The 16,203-nt window shown below is 37.8% G+C and carries 14 protein-coding genes and 1 riboswitch; of the genes, 11 read left to right on the top strand and 3 right to left on the bottom strand.

Annotation, left to right across the window (positions count from 1 at the left end; translation table 11 throughout):
* The first annotated feature begins 231 nt into the window (after window positions 1-231).
* Complete coding sequence (locus SFC32_RS04615; RefSeq protein ID WP_006531508.1) at window positions 232-1,278, top strand: D-alanine--D-alanine ligase; 1,047 nt, start codon at window positions 232-234, stop codon at window positions 1,276-1,278.
* A 78-nt stretch (window positions 1,279-1,356) separates the two neighbouring features.
* Here SFC32_RS04615 and SFC32_RS04610 read toward each other — a convergent pair whose 3' ends face one another.
* On the bottom strand, window positions 1,357-1,914 hold the full coding sequence (locus tag SFC32_RS04610) for a folate family ECF transporter S component (RefSeq protein WP_411049395.1): 558 nt from the start codon (window positions 1,912-1,914) through the stop codon (window positions 1,357-1,359).
* A 44-nt stretch (window positions 1,915-1,958) separates the two neighbouring features.
* Window positions 1,959-2,049, bottom strand: a riboswitch (THF riboswitch).
* 179 nt (window positions 2,050-2,228) lie between these two features.
* On the opposite strand from SFC32_RS04610, the gene SFC32_RS04605 reads away from it, so the two are divergent.
* The 5 genes from SFC32_RS04605 to SFC32_RS04585 all read left to right on the top strand — a co-directional run bounded on the left by SFC32_RS04605 (window position 2,229) and on the right by SFC32_RS04585 (window position 9,392).
* Window positions 2,229-3,176, top strand: a complete 948-nt coding sequence (locus SFC32_RS04605; RefSeq protein WP_411049396.1) for a bile acid:sodium symporter family protein — start codon at window positions 2,229-2,231, stop codon at window positions 3,174-3,176.
* A 67-nt stretch (window positions 3,177-3,243) separates the two neighbouring features.
* Entirely contained in the window at window positions 3,244-4,608 is a 1,365-nt protein-coding gene (locus SFC32_RS04600) for a UDP-N-acetylmuramoyl-tripeptide--D-alanyl-D-alanine ligase (protein ID WP_411049397.1), read from the top strand.
* Window positions 4,609-4,618: 10 nt separating this feature from the next.
* The gene (locus tag SFC32_RS04595) at window positions 4,619-5,767 is read left to right on the top strand and encodes a polymerase (RefSeq protein WP_411049398.1); all 1,149 of its coding nucleotides are present in this window, start codon (window positions 4,619-4,621) and stop codon (window positions 5,765-5,767) included.
* A gap of 155 nt (window positions 5,768-5,922) precedes the next feature.
* A complete protein-coding gene (locus SFC32_RS04590; protein ID WP_006531502.1) occupies window positions 5,923-7,467 on the top strand; it encodes a peptide chain release factor 3 in 1,545 nt (514 codons plus the stop codon).
* Between the two features lie 347 nt (window positions 7,468-7,814).
* Window positions 7,815-9,392 carry a DEAD/DEAH box helicase gene (locus SFC32_RS04585; RefSeq protein WP_133018377.1) on the top strand — a complete coding sequence of 526 codons (1,578 nt, stop codon included), beginning with the start codon at window positions 7,815-7,817 and terminating at the stop codon, window positions 9,390-9,392.
* Between the two features lie 39 nt (window positions 9,393-9,431).
* On the opposite strand, the gene SFC32_RS04580 is transcribed toward SFC32_RS04585, so the two are convergent.
* Window positions 9,432-9,707: a GIY-YIG nuclease family protein gene (locus tag SFC32_RS04580; protein WP_074601464.1), complete on the bottom strand. Its 276-nt coding sequence runs from the start codon at window positions 9,705-9,707 to the stop codon at window positions 9,432-9,434.
* The gene (locus tag SFC32_RS04575) at window positions 9,682-10,443 is read right to left on the bottom strand and encodes a tRNA1(Val) (adenine(37)-N6)-methyltransferase (protein WP_411049399.1); all 762 of its coding nucleotides are present in this window, start codon (window positions 10,441-10,443) and stop codon (window positions 9,682-9,684) included. Before SFC32_RS04575 ends, SFC32_RS04580 begins: the two co-directional genes overlap by 26 nt.
* 116 nt (window positions 10,444-10,559) lie before the next feature.
* Between SFC32_RS04575 and SFC32_RS04570 the strand changes: the two genes are divergently transcribed.
* The 5 genes from SFC32_RS04570 to sodA all read left to right on the top strand — a co-directional run bounded on the left by SFC32_RS04570 (window position 10,560) and on the right by sodA (window position 16,115).
* Window positions 10,560-11,306, top strand: coding sequence for a lysophospholipid acyltransferase family protein (locus SFC32_RS04570; protein ID WP_074559556.1), 747 nt, complete (start codon window positions 10,560-10,562; stop codon window positions 11,304-11,306).
* Between the two features lie 95 nt (window positions 11,307-11,401).
* On the top strand, window positions 11,402-12,082 hold the full coding sequence (locus SFC32_RS04565) for a helix-hairpin-helix domain-containing protein (RefSeq protein ID WP_411049400.1): 681 nt from the start codon (window positions 11,402-11,404) through the stop codon (window positions 12,080-12,082).
* On the top strand, window positions 12,072-14,306 hold the full coding sequence (locus tag SFC32_RS04560) for a DNA internalization-related competence protein ComEC/Rec2 (protein WP_411049429.1): 2,235 nt from the start codon (window positions 12,072-12,074) through the stop codon (window positions 14,304-14,306). The genes SFC32_RS04565 and SFC32_RS04560 overlap by 11 nt, the downstream gene beginning before the upstream one ends.
* A gap of 64 nt (window positions 14,307-14,370) precedes the next feature.
* Window positions 14,371-15,408, top strand: coding sequence for a DNA polymerase III subunit delta (gene holA / locus SFC32_RS04555; protein WP_411049401.1), 1,038 nt, complete (start codon window positions 14,371-14,373; stop codon window positions 15,406-15,408).
* Window positions 15,409-15,503: 95 nt separating this feature from the next.
* Entirely contained in the window at window positions 15,504-16,115 is a 612-nt protein-coding gene (gene sodA / locus SFC32_RS04550) for a superoxide dismutase SodA (RefSeq protein ID WP_411049402.1), read from the top strand.
* The last annotated feature ends 88 nt before the right edge of the window (window positions 16,116-16,203 follow it).

Genomic DNA, 16,203 nt, shown 5'->3' with positions numbered 1-16,203 from the left:
AAAAGCAGCGAAATGCTGCTTTTTTCTTTGTCATCTTTTCTTCCATCTAATGCCCAATCTTGTTTGAAAGGAGGCTTCTTTTGTGGTATGATAATTAGGAAATTGTAATAGAAAAGGAATTGAACTTGAACTGAGATTTGGCTTATTTTGTGAGGCTTCTTGGTTCGATGAAAAATGTTATTAAGTATATTAAAACTTGGTACCTTTTTTCTGTTCAGGTAATTAAAGTTTATGGCAAAAGAAACGCTTGTTTTACTTTATGGTGGACGTTCTGCGGAACGTGAAGTATCTGTTTTATCAGCTGAAAGCGTCATGCGTGCGATTAATTATGATAAATTCTTTGTGAAAACTTACTTCATCACAAAATCTGGTGATTTTATTAAAACACAAGAATTCTTTAGCAAACCTGCTGATGATGAAAAATTGATGACTAACGACACAGTTGTTGAAAGTCAAAAAATTAAACCAAGTGATATTTATGAACCTGGCGCAGTAGTATTCCCAGTTCTTCACGGACCAATGGGTGAAGACGGTTCTGTCCAAGGTTTCCTTGAAGTTCTTAAAATGCCTTATGTTGGAACTAACATTTTGTCATCAAGTGTTGCAATGGACAAAATTTCAACAAAACATGTCCTTGAATCTGCAGGAGTTCCACTTGTTCCTTACGTGACTTATGTTGAAGGTTCTGATCTTGATGCAGCCGTAGCAGAAGTAAATGACAAATTGACATACCCTGTCTTTGTTAAACCAGCTAACATGGGTTCTTCAGTAGGTATCTCAAAAGCTGAAGATGAAGCAGCACTTCGCTCAGCTATTGACTTTGCTCTTAAATATGATAGCCGTATTCTTATCGAAACTGGTGTTAACGCTCGAGAAATCGAAGTTGGTATTTTGGGAAATGCTGACGTGAAGACAACACTTCCTGGTGAAGTTGTTAAAGACGTTGCTTTCTACGATTACGATGCTAAATACATCGATAACAAAATTACCATGGATATTCCAGCTCATATTGATAGCGACATTATGGAAGAAATGCGTGGCTATGCAACAACAGCTTTTCGTGCTATCGGTGGCTGTGGTTTGTCACGTTGTGATTTCTTCTTGACAGAAGATGGTCATGTTTACCTTAATGAATTGAACACAATGCCTGGTTTCACACAATGGTCAATGTATCCACTTCTTTGGGAAAACATGGGACTTGCTTACTCAGACTTGATTGAAAAATTGGTTGAGTTGGCTAAAGAAATGTTTGAAAAACGCGAAAGCCACTTAATTTAAAACTAAAAAGCACCGCTAGGTGCTTTTTTGCTGCAAAAAAATACCTCAGAGATGGGATAACTCTCTGAGGTTTTTGATTTATAAATTAGCAAGCTTGCGTAGTTCAGGGATGCGCTGCAACCTTGGAACAACAAGCATGATGACGATAATACGAATTGGAATTTCAAAGATTTTTAACCAGCGACCTGCTAGATATTGTGCCCAAAATGGAACGTGAAAATAAATCTGAACAAGCAGTGGTGTGAAGATAAAAGTACTAATCAGCATGGTAACAAGTACTGCCAGAGTGACGTGAAGCCAATCTTTTTTATTTGACCATTTGAGCTCTTTTCCATAGAAGAAAAGTCCATAAAAAAATCCTTGAACAGCTTCCATCAAAGTCCACCAGATAATAAAGTTTCCTTGACCGCTTAAGAGATTATCAACGACATCAAGAATGGCAAAACTAATAAATCCCCAAATAGGGCCAGCAACCATTCCGATAATAGTATTGACAATGAAAGTAAAGCTTACGACCAACTGTTCTGGAATGACTGGAATAGAAAACTTTCCAACAATGAATGCCAGTGCAATTAGCATAGCTAGGGTCACGAGGCGCTTTGATGTGAGTTTTGGTGTTTGAAAAATGTTTTTCATTTTTTGCTCCTTTTTACATTTGAAAACTGGAGCTGTTAAAAAATAACAGCGGATGCAACGATTCACCGCGCAAATTGCTTCGTTGTGTGACGACATCCCATTCACACACACTTAACGCGAATCATCTACTCTGTGTAAGGTTTTATCTCCTTACAGGTTTATTGTATCACAAAAAAGATTCTTTTGAATATGACTTGGAAAATAAATGAAAATGATTACGTAAAAAGATTGAAAATTCTGAAATTAGTCGTATAATGAAGCTGTAAAAATCAAAGGCTTTGCTGATAAAAAGCTTTTTAGTTAAGGAGAAAATGATGGAAAAACTAACTGATTTTTCAAAACAACTTAGTAAATGTTTTACCTTGGTTGTTATTATTTGGGCTTTCTTTAATTATCTCTTACCTCAGACTAGTACCTGGGTTATCCCTAATACATCGTATTTGTTGGGAATTATTCTTTTTGGGATGGGGCTGACACTTAAGACTGAAGATTTTGTTCGTATTTCTAAACGTCCAATTCCTGTCATTCTAGGTACAGTGGCACATTATATTATTATGCCAAGTTTAGCTTGGCTTTTATGTCATCTTTTTCATTTAACAGGAGCAACAGCAGCTGGTGTCATTTTAGTTGGTTCTTGTCCTAGTGGAACGTCTTCTAGTGTAATGGCTTTTTTGTCAGGAGGAGATGTTGCTTTGGATGTTTCTATTGAAATTCTTTCAACACTTCTTGCGCCAATTATGCTTCCTTTATTGTTATCGATTTTAGCAGGGCAATTTATTGCTGTACCAGCAGCAAGTCTTTTTCTTTCAACTTTAAGAATTGTTGTTGTGCCAATCATTTTAGGGGTGTTAGTTCATACACTTTTAGGTAAAAAAATTAATACCATTATTCAGTTGATGCCTCTAATCTCACAAGTAGCGATTCTTTTGATTATTGGAGCTGTTGTTTCTGCTAACCATGCTAATATTTTTACGACTGCAACAGCGCTAGTTATTCCGGTTGTTATGCTACATAATTTATGTGGTTATAGTCTTGGTTTTGCCTTTTCAAAACTTCTTCATTTGAAAGAACCACAACAAAAAGCTATTACATTTGAGGTGGGAATGCAGGACTCAAGTTTAGGTGCAACTTTAGCAATGAAGTATTTTGTTCCTCAAGCAGCTATTCCTTCAACGATTTTTTCAATTTGGCATAATATTTCTGGATCGATTTTATCTTCATGGTGGAAGAATCATTCTAAGGTCCATAAGGAAAATGCTTGAGAGCACTTTATTTTGTGATATAATAAGAGGAGCCAAAAGGCTCTTTTTATAATGGAGATAATAAAAAATGAAACTTAATTTACATGAAGTCGCCAAAGTTGTTGGCGCAAAGAACACTATTTCGGATTTTGATGACGTTCCTCTGAGACAAATTGAATTTGATAGTCGCAAGATTGAAAAAGGCGATTTGTTCTTACCTCTAAAGGGTGCGCGTGATGGACATGACTTTATTGAAACAGCTTTTGAAAATGGAGCTGTTGCAACTTTTTCAGAGCGCGAAGTAGAAGGTCATCCTTATATTTTAGTTGACGATTGTTTAGAAGCTTTCCAAGCTCTAGCAAGTTATTATCTTGAAAAACAACGCGTTGATGTGATTGCAGTAACAGGGTCAAATGGTAAAACAACAACCAAAGACATGATTGCTGCGGTACTTTCAACAGAATATAAAACATACAAAACACAAGGTAATTACAATAATGAAATTGGTTTACCTTATACAGCACTTCACATGCCAGATGATACAGAAAAAATTGTCCTTGAAATGGGACAAGATCACATGGGTGATATTCATCTCTTGTCAGAACTGGCTAAGCCACATATCGGTGTTGTGACTTTGATTGGTGAGGCTCACTTGGAATTCTTTGGCAGCCGTGAGAAAATTGCCAAAGGTAAACTTCAAATCGTTGACGGTATGGACTCAGATGGTATTTTGATTGCACCAGTTGACTCAATTGTTGATCCTTACTTACCAGAAAGTCAAATGGTGATTCGTTTCGGAGACGGTGCTGAGATTTTTGTCAAAGATTTGCAAGAAAGCAAAGATTCGCTTACTTTTACAACCAATGTAATTGACCGTCCAATTACACTTCCTGTTCCAGGAAAATACAATGCTACAAATGCCATGGTAGCAGCTTATGTTGGTAAGTTATTGGCGATTTCAGATGATGATATTGTTGAAGCCTTAGAAAACATCGAATTAACACGTAACCGCACAGAATGGAAAAAAGCGGCTAATGGTGCAGATATCCTGTCAGATGTCTACAATGCTAATCCAACAGCAATGCGTTTGATTTTAGAAACATTCTCTAAAATTCCTGCTAATGAAGGTGGTAAAAAAATTGCTGTGCTTGCTGATATGAAAGAATTAGGTGAGCAATCTGTCGAACTTCACAAGCGCATGATTATGAGTTTGTCACCTGAAACATTAGACACTCTTATTTTCTACGGTGAAGACATTGCTGAACTGGCGCAACTTGCTAGTCAAATGTTCCCACTAGGTAAAGTTTATTACTTTAAGAAAACAGCTGATGAAGATCAATTCGATGATATGCTAAAAACGGTTAAAACAGTTTTACAACCAGCTGACCAAATCTTACTGAAAGGTAGTAATTCAATGCATCTCGCTAAAGTTGTAGAAGCATTGGAAAACTAGTGAGGTGGAGATGGTAGAGAAAAGTGTTAAGGAGGGAAATAAAGACTCGGTTGTTATCTACCGAGCGTTGTATTTCCTTGAATGTTGTATTTTATTTTTAGCGTGGTTTTTAAAACGTTACCCGTTTCCACAACATGTCTTCCTGTTTATGTCTAGCCTGTCAATTATTGGTGGATTTGCTATTTATTTATGGAACTTCCGTCGAACAGGTTTTTCAATTGCTAAAATTTTAGCTGGAATTTTTGCTCTCGCATTTATGATTCTTTTGCCCCCATCAGGCTATCTTGATACAGCAATAGATGATTTAAGCATGATTGTCTTCTTTTTATTGTCGGTAAGTGTTGATAAAGATGATGATAATTTAATCACTGCACTCTTTTATTTCAAGCTAGTCGTGGCTATTATGGTTTTATTGGCTTACAATGGACATCTTATTCATGATGTCTCTGGAATAAGACCACATACAGATATTGTAAGGCACTCTTATGGCTTTATGCATCCAAACTCACTTGGAATGTTTTTCATTACTTTAATTTATGATTTTTCACTGCTTAGAAAGCCTTATCGCTTTGATGGTGGAATAATCATGTTGTTAGCAGCTTTGCTTGTCTTTTCAGTGACGGATTCAAGAACATCATTTTTCATTGCACTTGGTATTATCTTGTGTTATTTCTTGAAACCAATGTTATCGAAAATTAAAGTTTCAGGATATGTTATCATGCCATTTGTTATAGGAATGTTTGCGCTTGGGCTTGCTTTACCGAGATATTTTACACCAGATAATCCTATTTTTGTTACATTGAATCATCTATTTACTGGAAGAACTGGCATCGGTCATGCGTATCTGGAACAATTTGGTCTCAATTGGATGCCGAGAAATATTCCAACATTTACAGAGATTAACGGTGTTCCAATGTATGATGATAGTTTCTATGTTGATGCGCTTTTGCGTCAGGGGATTATTCTTTTCTGCATGTATCCAACCTTCTTATTGGTTCAATTAAAAGGTAAAAAGTTCACGCTTTTCCATACCTTGCTTTTCTTGTTGACATTCTTTATTGGTACTATGGAACATTATGGAGCAAGTGTTGAAATTTGCACTATCTTATTGCTGAATTATTTTGCGGTTTCTGGTGATAAGCTAGAGGAGAAATATTGAAATAGCGTTTAATTTTCGTTATAATAATAGAGTCATGGGAGTCCATGGCTCTATTTTTGTATTGCAGTGAAAAAGGAGTGGACCAATGTAGCCACTATAATCGTTAATGAGTGATACGTTTTTAAAGAGATAATTAAGATTAATAAGGAAATAAAATGACAATTCAAGATGACATTAAAAAACGTCGTACATTTGCCATCATCAGTCACCCGGATGCTGGTAAAACGACAATTACAGAGCAATTACTTTATTTTGGTGGAGAAATCCGTGAAGCAGGTACCGTAAAAGGTAAAAAAACAGGTAACTTTGCTAAATCCGACTGGATGGATATCGAAAAACAACGTGGTATCTCTGTTACATCATCAGTGATGCAATTTGACTACGCTGGTAAACGTGTGAATATCCTTGATACGCCAGGGCACGAGGACTTCTCTGAAGATACTTACCGTACGCTTATGGCTGTGGATGCTGCGGTTATGGTTGTCGATTCGGCCAAAGGTATCGAAGCACAAACTAAAAAACTATTTGAAGTTGTAAAACACCGTAACATTCCAGTTTTCACTTTTATTAACAAACTTGACCGTGATGGTCGTGAACCACTTGACCTTTTGGAAGAATTGGAAGAAGTGCTTGGTATTGCAAGTTATCCAATGAACTGGCCAATCGGTATGGGGAAATCATTCGAAGGGCTTTACGACTTGTACAACAAACGTTTGGAACTTTACAAAGGTGATGAACGTTTTGCGGATTTGGAAGAAGGGGATAAACTTTTTGCTAACAACCCATTCTACCAACAAGTTTTGGAAGATGTTGAGTTGCTAGAAGAAGCAGGAAATGAATTTTCAGAAGAAGCTATCTTGTCTGGTGATTTGACACCAGTATTCTTCGGTTCTGCCCTTACAAACTTCGGTGTGCAAACTTTCCTAGATACTTTCTTGAAATTTGCTCCAGAACCACATGGTCACAAAACAACTGAAGGTAATGAAATCGATCCTTACGATAAAGATTTCTCAGGATTTGTCTTCAAAATCCAAGCAAATATGGACCCACGTCACCGTGACCGTATTGCCTTTGTTCGTATCGTATCAGGTGAATTTGAACGTGGCATGAGCGTTAACTTAGCACGTACGAAAAAATCAGTGAAATTATCAAACGTGACTCAATTTATGGCTGAATCACGTGAAAATGTTGAAAATGCCGTTGCTGGTGATATTATCGGGGTTTACGATACAGGAACTTACCAAGTTGGTGATACCTTGACTGTCGGTAAAAACAAATTCGAATTTGAACCACTACCAACCTTCACACCAGAATTGTTCATGAAAGTTGCTGCTAAAAACGTCATGAAACAAAAATCATTCCACAAAGGGATTGAACAATTGGTGCAAGAAGGGGCTATTCAATTGTATAAAAACTACCAAACAGGCGAATACATGCTTGGTGCGGTAGGTCAATTGCAGTTTGAAGTCTTCAAACACCGTATGGAAAATGAATACAACGCTGAAGTTGTTATGACGCCAATGGGTAAAAAGACTGTTCGTTGGATTAAGCCAGAAGATCTTGACGAACGCATGTCTTCAAGCCGAAATATCTTAGCTAAAGACCGTTTCGATCAACCTGTTTTCCTTTTCGAAAACGACTTTGCACTTCGTTGGTTTGCGGATAAATACCCAGATGTTGATTTGGAAGAAAAAATGTAATAATAAAAAGTCTGAGCATTGCTCAGGCTTTTTTGGTTATTAGCATAAAAAAAACAGCACTGACGAATCAGAGCTGTTTCCTTGAGATTATGAAAAAGAAAAGTTTTAGGATGTTTACATTTTATCTATTATACCTTAAAGAAAACTTAAAAATCATCCAAAAATGCATTAATAACTTTTTTACAGAATATTTAAATAATTGACACTGTGAAAACGTGTTAATCATAATAAATGAAACTGTTTCCTATCTTTTTGACCTAGAATGTGTTACACTAGTTAAGTTGTTAAACAACGAAACTAAAGTTTAATAAGGCAGCTTCGCACTGCCTTTTAGAAAAGAGAAAAATTTGAAATTTACAGAACTTAACTTATCGGAAGCAATCCTTGCTGCTGTAGAAAAAGCAGGCTTTGTTGAGCCATCTCCAATCCAAGAATTAACAATTCCTTTGGCATTGGAAGGTAAGGATGTTATCGGACAAGCGCAAACTGGTACAGGGAAAACAGCTGCCTTTGGTTTACCAACCTTGGATAAAATTGATACAAGTCGTAATCTTGTTCAAGCCTTGGTTATCGCTCCAACACGTGAATTAGCGGTTCAAGGTCAAGAAGAATTGTTCCGTTTTGGTCGTGAAAAAGGTGTTAAAGTCCGTTCAGTTTACGGCGGTTCAAGCATTGAAAAACAAATTAAAGCTCTTCGTTCAGGTGCTCATATTGTTGTCGGAACACCAGGCCGTTTGCTTGATTTGATTAAACGTAAAGCTTTAAAACTTGAACACGTAGAAACATTGATTCTTGATGAAGCAGATGAAATGCTTAACATGGGATTCTTGGAAGATATTGAAGCTATTATCAGCCGCGTGCCTGAGACACGTCAAACACTTCTTTTCTCAGCTACAATGCCTGAAGCAATCAAACGTATTGGGGTTAAATTTATGCAAAATCCTGAGCACGTAAAAGTAGCTGCTAAAGAATTGACTACTGATCTTGTCGATCAATACTACATTCGTGTTAAAGAACAAGATAAATTTGATACAATGACACGTCTTATGGACGTTGATCAACCTGAATTGTCAATTGTCTTTGGACGTACAAAACGTCGTGTAGATGAATTGACACGTGGTTTGAAATTGCGCGGCTACCGTGCAGAAGGTATTCACGGTGACCTTGACCAAGGTAAACGCCTTCGTGTCCTTCGAGATTTCAAAAATGACAATATTGATATCCTTGTTGCGACTGACGTTGCAGCGCGTGGTCTTGATATTTCAGGGGTTACACACGTTTATAACTATGATATCCCACAAGATCCAGAAAGTTACGTACACCGTATTGGACGTACTGGACGTGCAGGTAAACACGGTCAATCTATTACTTTTGTTGCTCCAAATGAAATGGGTTACTTGTCAATCATTGAAAAATTGACGAAAAAACGTATGAAAGGTTTGAAACCAGCAACTGCTGATGAAGCCTTCAAAGCTAAGAAAAAAGTTGCTCTTAAGAAAATTGAACGTGATTTTGCTGATGAAACTATCCGTAATAACTTTGATAAATTCAAAGGCGATGCGGTTAAATTGGCTGCAGAATTCACACCAGAGGAGTTGGCACTTTACATCTTGAGCTTAACCGTTAAAGACCCTGAAACTCTTCCGAAAGTTGAAATTGCGCGTGAAAAACCATTGCCATTCAAACCTTCAGGTGGTGGCTTTAACAACCGTAAAGGTGGACGTGGAAATAATGGCCGTGGACGTGATAACCGCCGCGGCGGACGTGATCGCAAACGTGATGACCGTGACAACGGCTACCGCGATTTCAAACGCACATCATCTAAAAACAAACGCGATTTCCAAAATAAAGATAACAAACGTCCTCATCGCACATCTAGCGAGAAGAAAAATGGTTTTGTTATCCGTAACAAAGGGGAAAGATAATAGTAAAACGCACTCTGCTTGAGCAGGGTGCGTTTTTGGTTAAGCTTTGTGTTCGTTAATATAATCGAGTTTTTGTTGTCGTGTTTTTTGTTTAAAATAGCTTTCTGCGGACATGGCGGCTTCTTTGCTATCAAAACTTTCTTGATAAATGAGTCTGACAGGTAAGCGGCTTTTTGTGTATTTAGCGCCTTTACCTGCATTATGCGTTTTGATGCGGCGTTCTACATCAGTAGTGTAGCCAGTGTAGAGTGTACCGTCTGCGCACTCTACCACGTACATATAAGCTTTTTTAGTCTTTCTTTCCGTTTTTTCCATAATAGATTTCAAAAATATCGTCGGTATACTCGCCATTTTCTTTGTGAACAAAGAGTGGTGGAAGGATTTTTAGACCGTCAGTTGAACCATCTTTGATGGCTTCAATAAGTAACATATTGGCATCTTTTCCCATTTTTGGGTAAACGAATTGGATGCGTTTTGGTGCTAGATTGTACTGTCTCATGGTATCGATGATGTCTAGAAAACGATCTGGCCTGTGCACCATAGCAAGTCTTCCATTTGATTTTAGAGTGTGTCTTGCAATGTCACAAATTTCTTCAAGGTTTGTTGTGATTTCGTGTCTAGCTAGAAGATAGTGTTCAGATACATTTTTCTTAGAAGTCTCTGAAACCTTGAAATAAGGAGGATTGCAGAGAATTAAGTCAACACCAGTTCGCGGCACGTGATTTAACAAATTTTTCAAATCATCGTTAATCATCTGCACTTGGTCTTCTAGGTGGTTCAAGTGAATTGAACGCTCTGCCATGTCAGCTAAGCGCTCCTGAATTTCAACTTCGATAATTGGCGCTTTAGTGCGGGTGCTGGCAAAAAGTCCAACGGCACCATTTCCAGAGCAGAGGTCAACAATCAAGCCACGTGATGGGATTTTTGGAAAACGTGACAAGAGGACACTGTCGATAGAATAGCTGAAAACCTCTCTATTTTGAATAATTTTTACATCTGTCGAAAAGAGCTGATCAATACGCTCACCTTCTTTTAAAATTGATTTAGTCATGACATTTATTATAGCAGATTTTGCGTGTTCTCACTAGCGAGGTCGTTAATTTTTACTTTCTAAAACCGCTTAAGCATGGTACAATGTAAGGTAATGAGAAAAAAAGGAGTAAATCTGTGTTTTATACTTATTTACGCGGGCTAGTGGTTTTCCTTCTTTGGATTATCAATGGTAATGCCCATTATCACAATGAAGACAAAATTTTGAGCAAAGATGAAAACTATATTTTGGTTGCACCACACCGTACATGGTGGGACCCTGTTTATATGGCTTTCGCTGCTCGTCCAAAACAATTCATTTTCATGGCTAAAAAGGAATTGTTCACAAATCGTATCTTTGGTTGGTGGATTCGCATGTGTGGTGCTTTTCCAATTGACCGTGAAAATCCTGGTCAAAAAGCTATCAAATATCCGATTAACATGTTGAAAAAAAGTAATCGTTCACTTGTCATGTTTCCAAGTGGAAGTCGTCACTCAACAGATGTTAAAGGTGGGGTAGCCGTCATTGCTAAAATGGCAAAAGTTAAAATCATGCCAGTTGTTTACGCAGGACCAATGCAATTAAAAGGTCTTTTGACTGGTGAACGTGTTGACATGAACTTTGGTAACCCAATTGATATTTCTGATATCAAACGTATGAATGACGAAGGTATTGAAGAAGTTGCCAACCGTATTCAAACTGAATTTGACCGCTTGGATGCTGAAAATGCAACTTACCACATCGATAAAAAACCAAATCCATTGACATACATTTATCGTGTTCCACTTGGTTTGGTAGCTATTGTCGTTGTTCTTTTGACATTACTCTTTAGCTACATTGCAAGCTTTGTCTGGGATCCTGATAAACACCGTAAAATGAAATAAATGAGAAAAAGCTCGCATTTTCCGAGTTTTTTTCGAATAATTAAGTAAGGGCTCCGAGGAGCCCTTTTCTAATGCTAAAAAGGTGAGGTAATAGGATGATTGAAGAGATGAAAGAAAGACTTTTGGAACATAAGACGGTAGCGGCGGTTTTAGGAACGGTGCTTGTTATGCTTGTGGCATTCTTTGCTTGGTCTAGTATGACTAGACCACAAGCGCAGCTACAAAGTGATTTACCTGCGCTTTCTAGTAGTATCCCAGCAAGTTCAAGTCTTGAACCATCAAAGACAAAGACTATGACATCACGTTCTCAAGATTATTCTGGCAAAATTTTTATCGATATCAAGGGTGCGGTTAAAAATGAAGGTGTTTATGAATTATCATCAGGCAGCCGTGTTACGGATTTGGTCAAAAAAGCTGGCGGATTTACAGATGATGCTGATAAGAAGTCAGTCAATTTAGCTGAAAAATTAGCTGACGAAGCGGTTGTCTATGTGGCAAAAATTGGTGAAGAAGTCACACCAGCAAGCACACCTTCTCAAGCTAAACCAACGACAGCTAGCGGGGTACAAGGTGACAGCTCAGCGCAAATCAATCTTAACACCGCAACTACAGAAGAACTTCAAACTATTTCTGGCATTGGGGCTAAACGTGCGCAAGATATCATTGATTATCGTGATGCCAATGGTGGGTTCTCATCCGTTGATGACTTGAAAAATGTTTCTGGCATTGGTGAGAAGACTTTGGAAAAATTAAAAGCAGAGGTGACTGTTGATTAAGCATTTTCCCATTAAGCCAATTCAATTGGCTTTTTTGCTCACTTTATTTTATTATTTTTGTTTTGAAAAAGTGGTGTTATGTCTGATTTTACTCCTGTTAGCCTTGCTGTTTTTATGGCGACATTACGGGTGGAAAGTTTGGTGTCAGATTTCACTGTGCTTGGCTTTCTTTGCGATTTTTTTCCTGACTAAGTCTAATCAGACAGAACAGGCTTATCAAGCAGCACCAGCTCATTTAACAAAAATCCAGATAATTCCTGATACGATTTCGGTTAATGGTGATTTGTTATCTTTTCGAGGGAAGGAGGCTGGGCAGACTTATCAAGTTTTTTATACCTTGAAGTCAGAAAAAGAGCAGGAATTTTTTAAAAATCTTAATCAAACAGTGCTTTTATCAGGGCAGGTGGATTTAGAAGAGGCAACGCCACAGCGGAATTTTGGTGGTTTTGATTACCGCACTTACCTTAAACATGAAGGCATTTATCGGATTGCTAATCTTTCTTCGATTACTGAAATGAGACAGCAGAGCTCTTTAAGTTTTTTTGAACGACTACATGAACTTAGAAGACAGGCGATTGTCAGTATTCAAAGGAATTTTCCTGCCCCAATGCAACATTATATGACTGGCCTTTTGTTTGGATATTTGGATAAGTCTTTTGATGAGATGAGTGATGTATACACGAGTTTAGGGATTATTCATCTTTTTGCTCTGTCTGGTATGCAGGTGGGCTTTTTTGTGGGACTTTTTCGTTTTATCTTTTTACGTCTTGGGTTACGGCGAGATTATGTGGACATACTGCAAATCCCGTTTTCACTTGTATATGCTGGCTTGACAGGCTTTTCGGTTTCAGTTGTTCGGAGCCTTATTCAGTCTGCTTTTGCAAATCTTGGCATAAAAAAATTAGATAATCTTGCCTTTACTTTAATGACCCTTTTTATTTTGATGCCAAATTTTCTACTGACGACGGGAGGCATTCTTTCGTTTACTTACGCTTTTATCCTGAGTTTTATTGATTTCGATGAGCTTAGTCATTATCGAAAAATCCTTACAGAATGTTTGGCGATTTCGCTGGGAAGTTTACCGGTTTTGCTATATTTCTTCTCAGTATTTCAACCCTTGTCGCTGCTTTTAACAGCTATTTTTTCACTGGCTTTTGATACGCTTATCTTACCTGTTTTGACCTTTGTTTTTCTTTTATCACCTCTGGTTAAAATTACCGCGTTAAATCCATTTTTTGTTTTTTTGGAAACTATCATCAAATTTAGTAAGTCGCTGATTGGCACCCCACTCGTTTTTGGCAGACCAAGTCTAGGAATTTTGTTGCTATTACTTTTAACAATAGGGCTTCTCTATGACTGTTATCAACGTAAAAAAGTGGCATTTTTCCTTTTTAGCTTAGTAGCTTTGCTATTTTTCCAAATCAAGCATCCGCTGGAAAATGAAGTGACGGTGGTTGACATTGGTCAGGGAGATAGTATTTTTGTGCGTGATGTTAAAGGGCATACGCTGTTAATTGATGTCGGAGGAAAAGTGAGTTTTAGTGAGAAAAAATCGTGGCAAAAGCGCTTAGCTGATAGCAATGCTGAGCGGACACTGATTCCTTATCTGAAAAGTCGAGGAATTGGTAAAATTGACCAGTTGGTTTTGACGCACACGGATACAGACCATATGGGTGATATGCTGGAAGTCGCAAAAGAGCTGAAAATTGGTCAAGTCCTGGTGAGTCCAGGAAGTCTCACAAAGCCAGATTTTGTGGTTAAACTTCGACAAATGAAGACGCCAGTTCACGCAGTTTCTGCAGGAGATAACTTGCCAATTATGGGAAGTCACTTGCAGGTGCTCTATCCAAATGCTGTTGGTGACGGTGGAAATAATGATTCTGTGGTGCTTTATGGCAATCTTCTGGGCAAGAATTTTTTGTTTACAGGAGACTTGGAAGAAGAGGGCGAGCAACAGATGATAGCAACTTACCCCAATCTGCCAGTTGATGTCTTAAAAGCAGGGCACCACGGTTCAAAAGGGTCGTCGAGCCCAGAATTTCTAGAGCATATTTCACCGCAAGTTGCTCTGATTTCCGCAGGACAAAATAACCGCTACAAGCATCCTCATCAAGAAACGCTTGAACGCTTTCAAGCACAAAACATGACTATTTACCGTACTGATGAACAAGGTGCTATCCGCTTTAGAGGATTAAACCACTGGAAAATTGAAACGGTGAGATGATTTAAAAGTGATAGCACACGAAAAACAGTAGTCGATTTGTGGCTGTTTTTGTTATAATATCTTTATGATTGCAATCGAAGAAATTGATAAATTACGAAAAGAAAATCTTAGCTTGATTACGGTGGTAACGGGTGAGGATTTGGGACAATTTTCTCAGCTAAAAGAGCGTATGATGGAGCGCGTGGGATATGATAAGGATGATTTGACTTATTCTTATTTTGATATGGCTGAGGTTGATTACCAAGATGCTGAGATGGATCTTGAAAGCTTACCGTTTTTTGCAGATCAAAAAGTGGTTATTTTTGATAATCTGCTTGATATCACGACGGCTAAGAAGTCTTATTTGGATGATAAGGCACTCAAACGTTTTGAGGCATATTTGGAAAATCCTTTGGACACGACACGCTTGATTATTTTTGCCCCAGGAAAATTAGATGGCAAACGTCGCTTGGTGAAAATTCTTAAACGTGATGCGCAGATTTTTGAAGCGAGTGAATTAAAAGAAGCAGAGCTAAAGACTTATTTCCAAAAATTAGCTCACAAAGAAAATCTGACCTTTGATTCAGGTGTTTTTGAGGCTTTGCTTTTGAAATCCAATTATGATTTTAGTGAGATTTTGAAAAACATTGCTTTTTTGAAATCTTATAAAAAAGATGGTCATATCACGGCAGATGATATTAATCAAGCCATTCCTAAAACGCTTCAGGATAATATTCTTGACTTGACGCAGTTTGTCTTGAATGGCAAAATCGACGAGGCGCGTGACTTGATTCGTGATTTGCGCTTGCAAGGTGAAGATGAAATCAAGTTGATTGCTATTATGCTAGGGCAATTTCGTATGTTTTTGCAAGTCAGCATCTTAGCCAGTCAAGGAAAGACAGAGCAGCAGATGGTAGCAACCTTGTCTGATTATCTTGGACGCCGTGTCAATCCTTATCAAGTCAAATTTGCTGTGCGTGATTCACGCACACTGTCAATGACTTTCTTGAAAAAAGCTATTGCTGTTTTGATTGAGACAGATTATGCCATTAAGACAGGAACGTATGATAAAGATTACCTCTTTGATGTGGCTATTTTAAAAATTGCTCATGAGCATCATTAAGCGGACTTAAAAAAAGCGGTCAAATAATTTGCTAGTTAGACTTGATTCTTATAAAATGATGATAAGAAATAACGAAAAGAAAGAAGGTAACTAGCATGGCTATTATTTTACCGGAACTACCATACGCATACGATGCACTTGAACCATACATCGATGCAGAAACAATGACATTGCATCATGACAAACATCACGCTACTTACGTAGCAAATGCAAATGCTGCTCTTGAAAAACACCCAGAAATCGGAGAAGACTTGGAAGCATTATTGTCAGATGTTAATAGCATTCCAGCTGATATCCGTCAAGCGGTTATTAACAATGGTGGTGGTGCTCTTAACCACTCACTTTTCTGGGAATTCCTTTCTCCAGAAAAACAAGAACCGACAGCAGATGTTTTAGCTGCGATTGAAGAAGCATTTGGCTCATTTGAAGATTTCAAAACAGCTTTCACGCAAGCAGCAACAACTCGCTTTGGTTCAGGTTGGGCTTGGCTTGTCGTTAACAAAGATGGTAAACTTGAAGTAACCTCAACTGCTAACCAAGATACTCCACTTTCAGAAGGTAAGAAACCAATTCTTGCTCTTGATGTTTGGGAACATGCTTACTATCTCAAATATCGTAACGTTCGTCCAAATTACATCAAAGCATTCTTTGATATTATCAATTGGGCGAAAGTTGCTGAATTGTATCAAGCAGCAATTGCTGATTAATTATTATTATCATAGCACTCTCTAATCTAGAGGATAGGCGGATGTCTATCCTCTTTTTACGTCTAAATATGATATAATATCAGGGAAT

Source organism: Streptococcus sp. TATVAM-FAB8 (assembly GCF_046592795.1).
Taxonomy (GTDB): Bacteria; Bacillota; Bacilli; order Lactobacillales; family Streptococcaceae; genus Streptococcus; species Streptococcus ruminicola.
This window is presented reverse-complemented; position numbering and strand designations above follow the sequence as displayed.

Coding starts and splice junctions, on each gene's coding strand:
- SFC32_RS04615 (WP_006531508.1), top strand. CDS start 232: ATGGCAAAAGAAACGCTTGTTTTACTTTATGGTGGACGTTCTGCGGAA.
- SFC32_RS04610 (WP_411049395.1), bottom strand. CDS start 1,914: ATGAAAAACATTTTTCAAACACCAAAACTCACATCAAAGCGCCTCGTG.
- SFC32_RS04605 (WP_411049396.1), top strand. CDS start 2,229: ATGGAAAAACTAACTGATTTTTCAAAACAACTTAGTAAATGTTTTACC.
- SFC32_RS04600 (WP_411049397.1), top strand. CDS start 3,244: ATGAAACTTAATTTACATGAAGTCGCCAAAGTTGTTGGCGCAAAGAAC.
- SFC32_RS04595 (WP_411049398.1), top strand. CDS start 4,619: ATGGTAGAGAAAAGTGTTAAGGAGGGAAATAAAGACTCGGTTGTTATC.
- SFC32_RS04590 (WP_006531502.1), top strand. CDS start 5,923: ATGACAATTCAAGATGACATTAAAAAACGTCGTACATTTGCCATCATC.
- SFC32_RS04580 (WP_074601464.1), bottom strand. CDS start 9,707: ATGGAAAAAACGGAAAGAAAGACTAAAAAAGCTTATATGTACGTGGTA.
- SFC32_RS04575 (WP_411049399.1), bottom strand. CDS start 10,443: ATGACTAAATCAATTTTAAAAGAAGGTGAGCGTATTGATCAGCTCTTT.
- SFC32_RS04565 (WP_411049400.1), top strand. CDS start 11,402: ATGATTGAAGAGATGAAAGAAAGACTTTTGGAACATAAGACGGTAGCG.
- holA (WP_411049401.1), top strand. CDS start 14,371: ATGATTGCAATCGAAGAAATTGATAAATTACGAAAAGAAAATCTTAGC.
- sodA (WP_411049402.1), top strand. CDS start 15,504: ATGGCTATTATTTTACCGGAACTACCATACGCATACGATGCACTTGAA.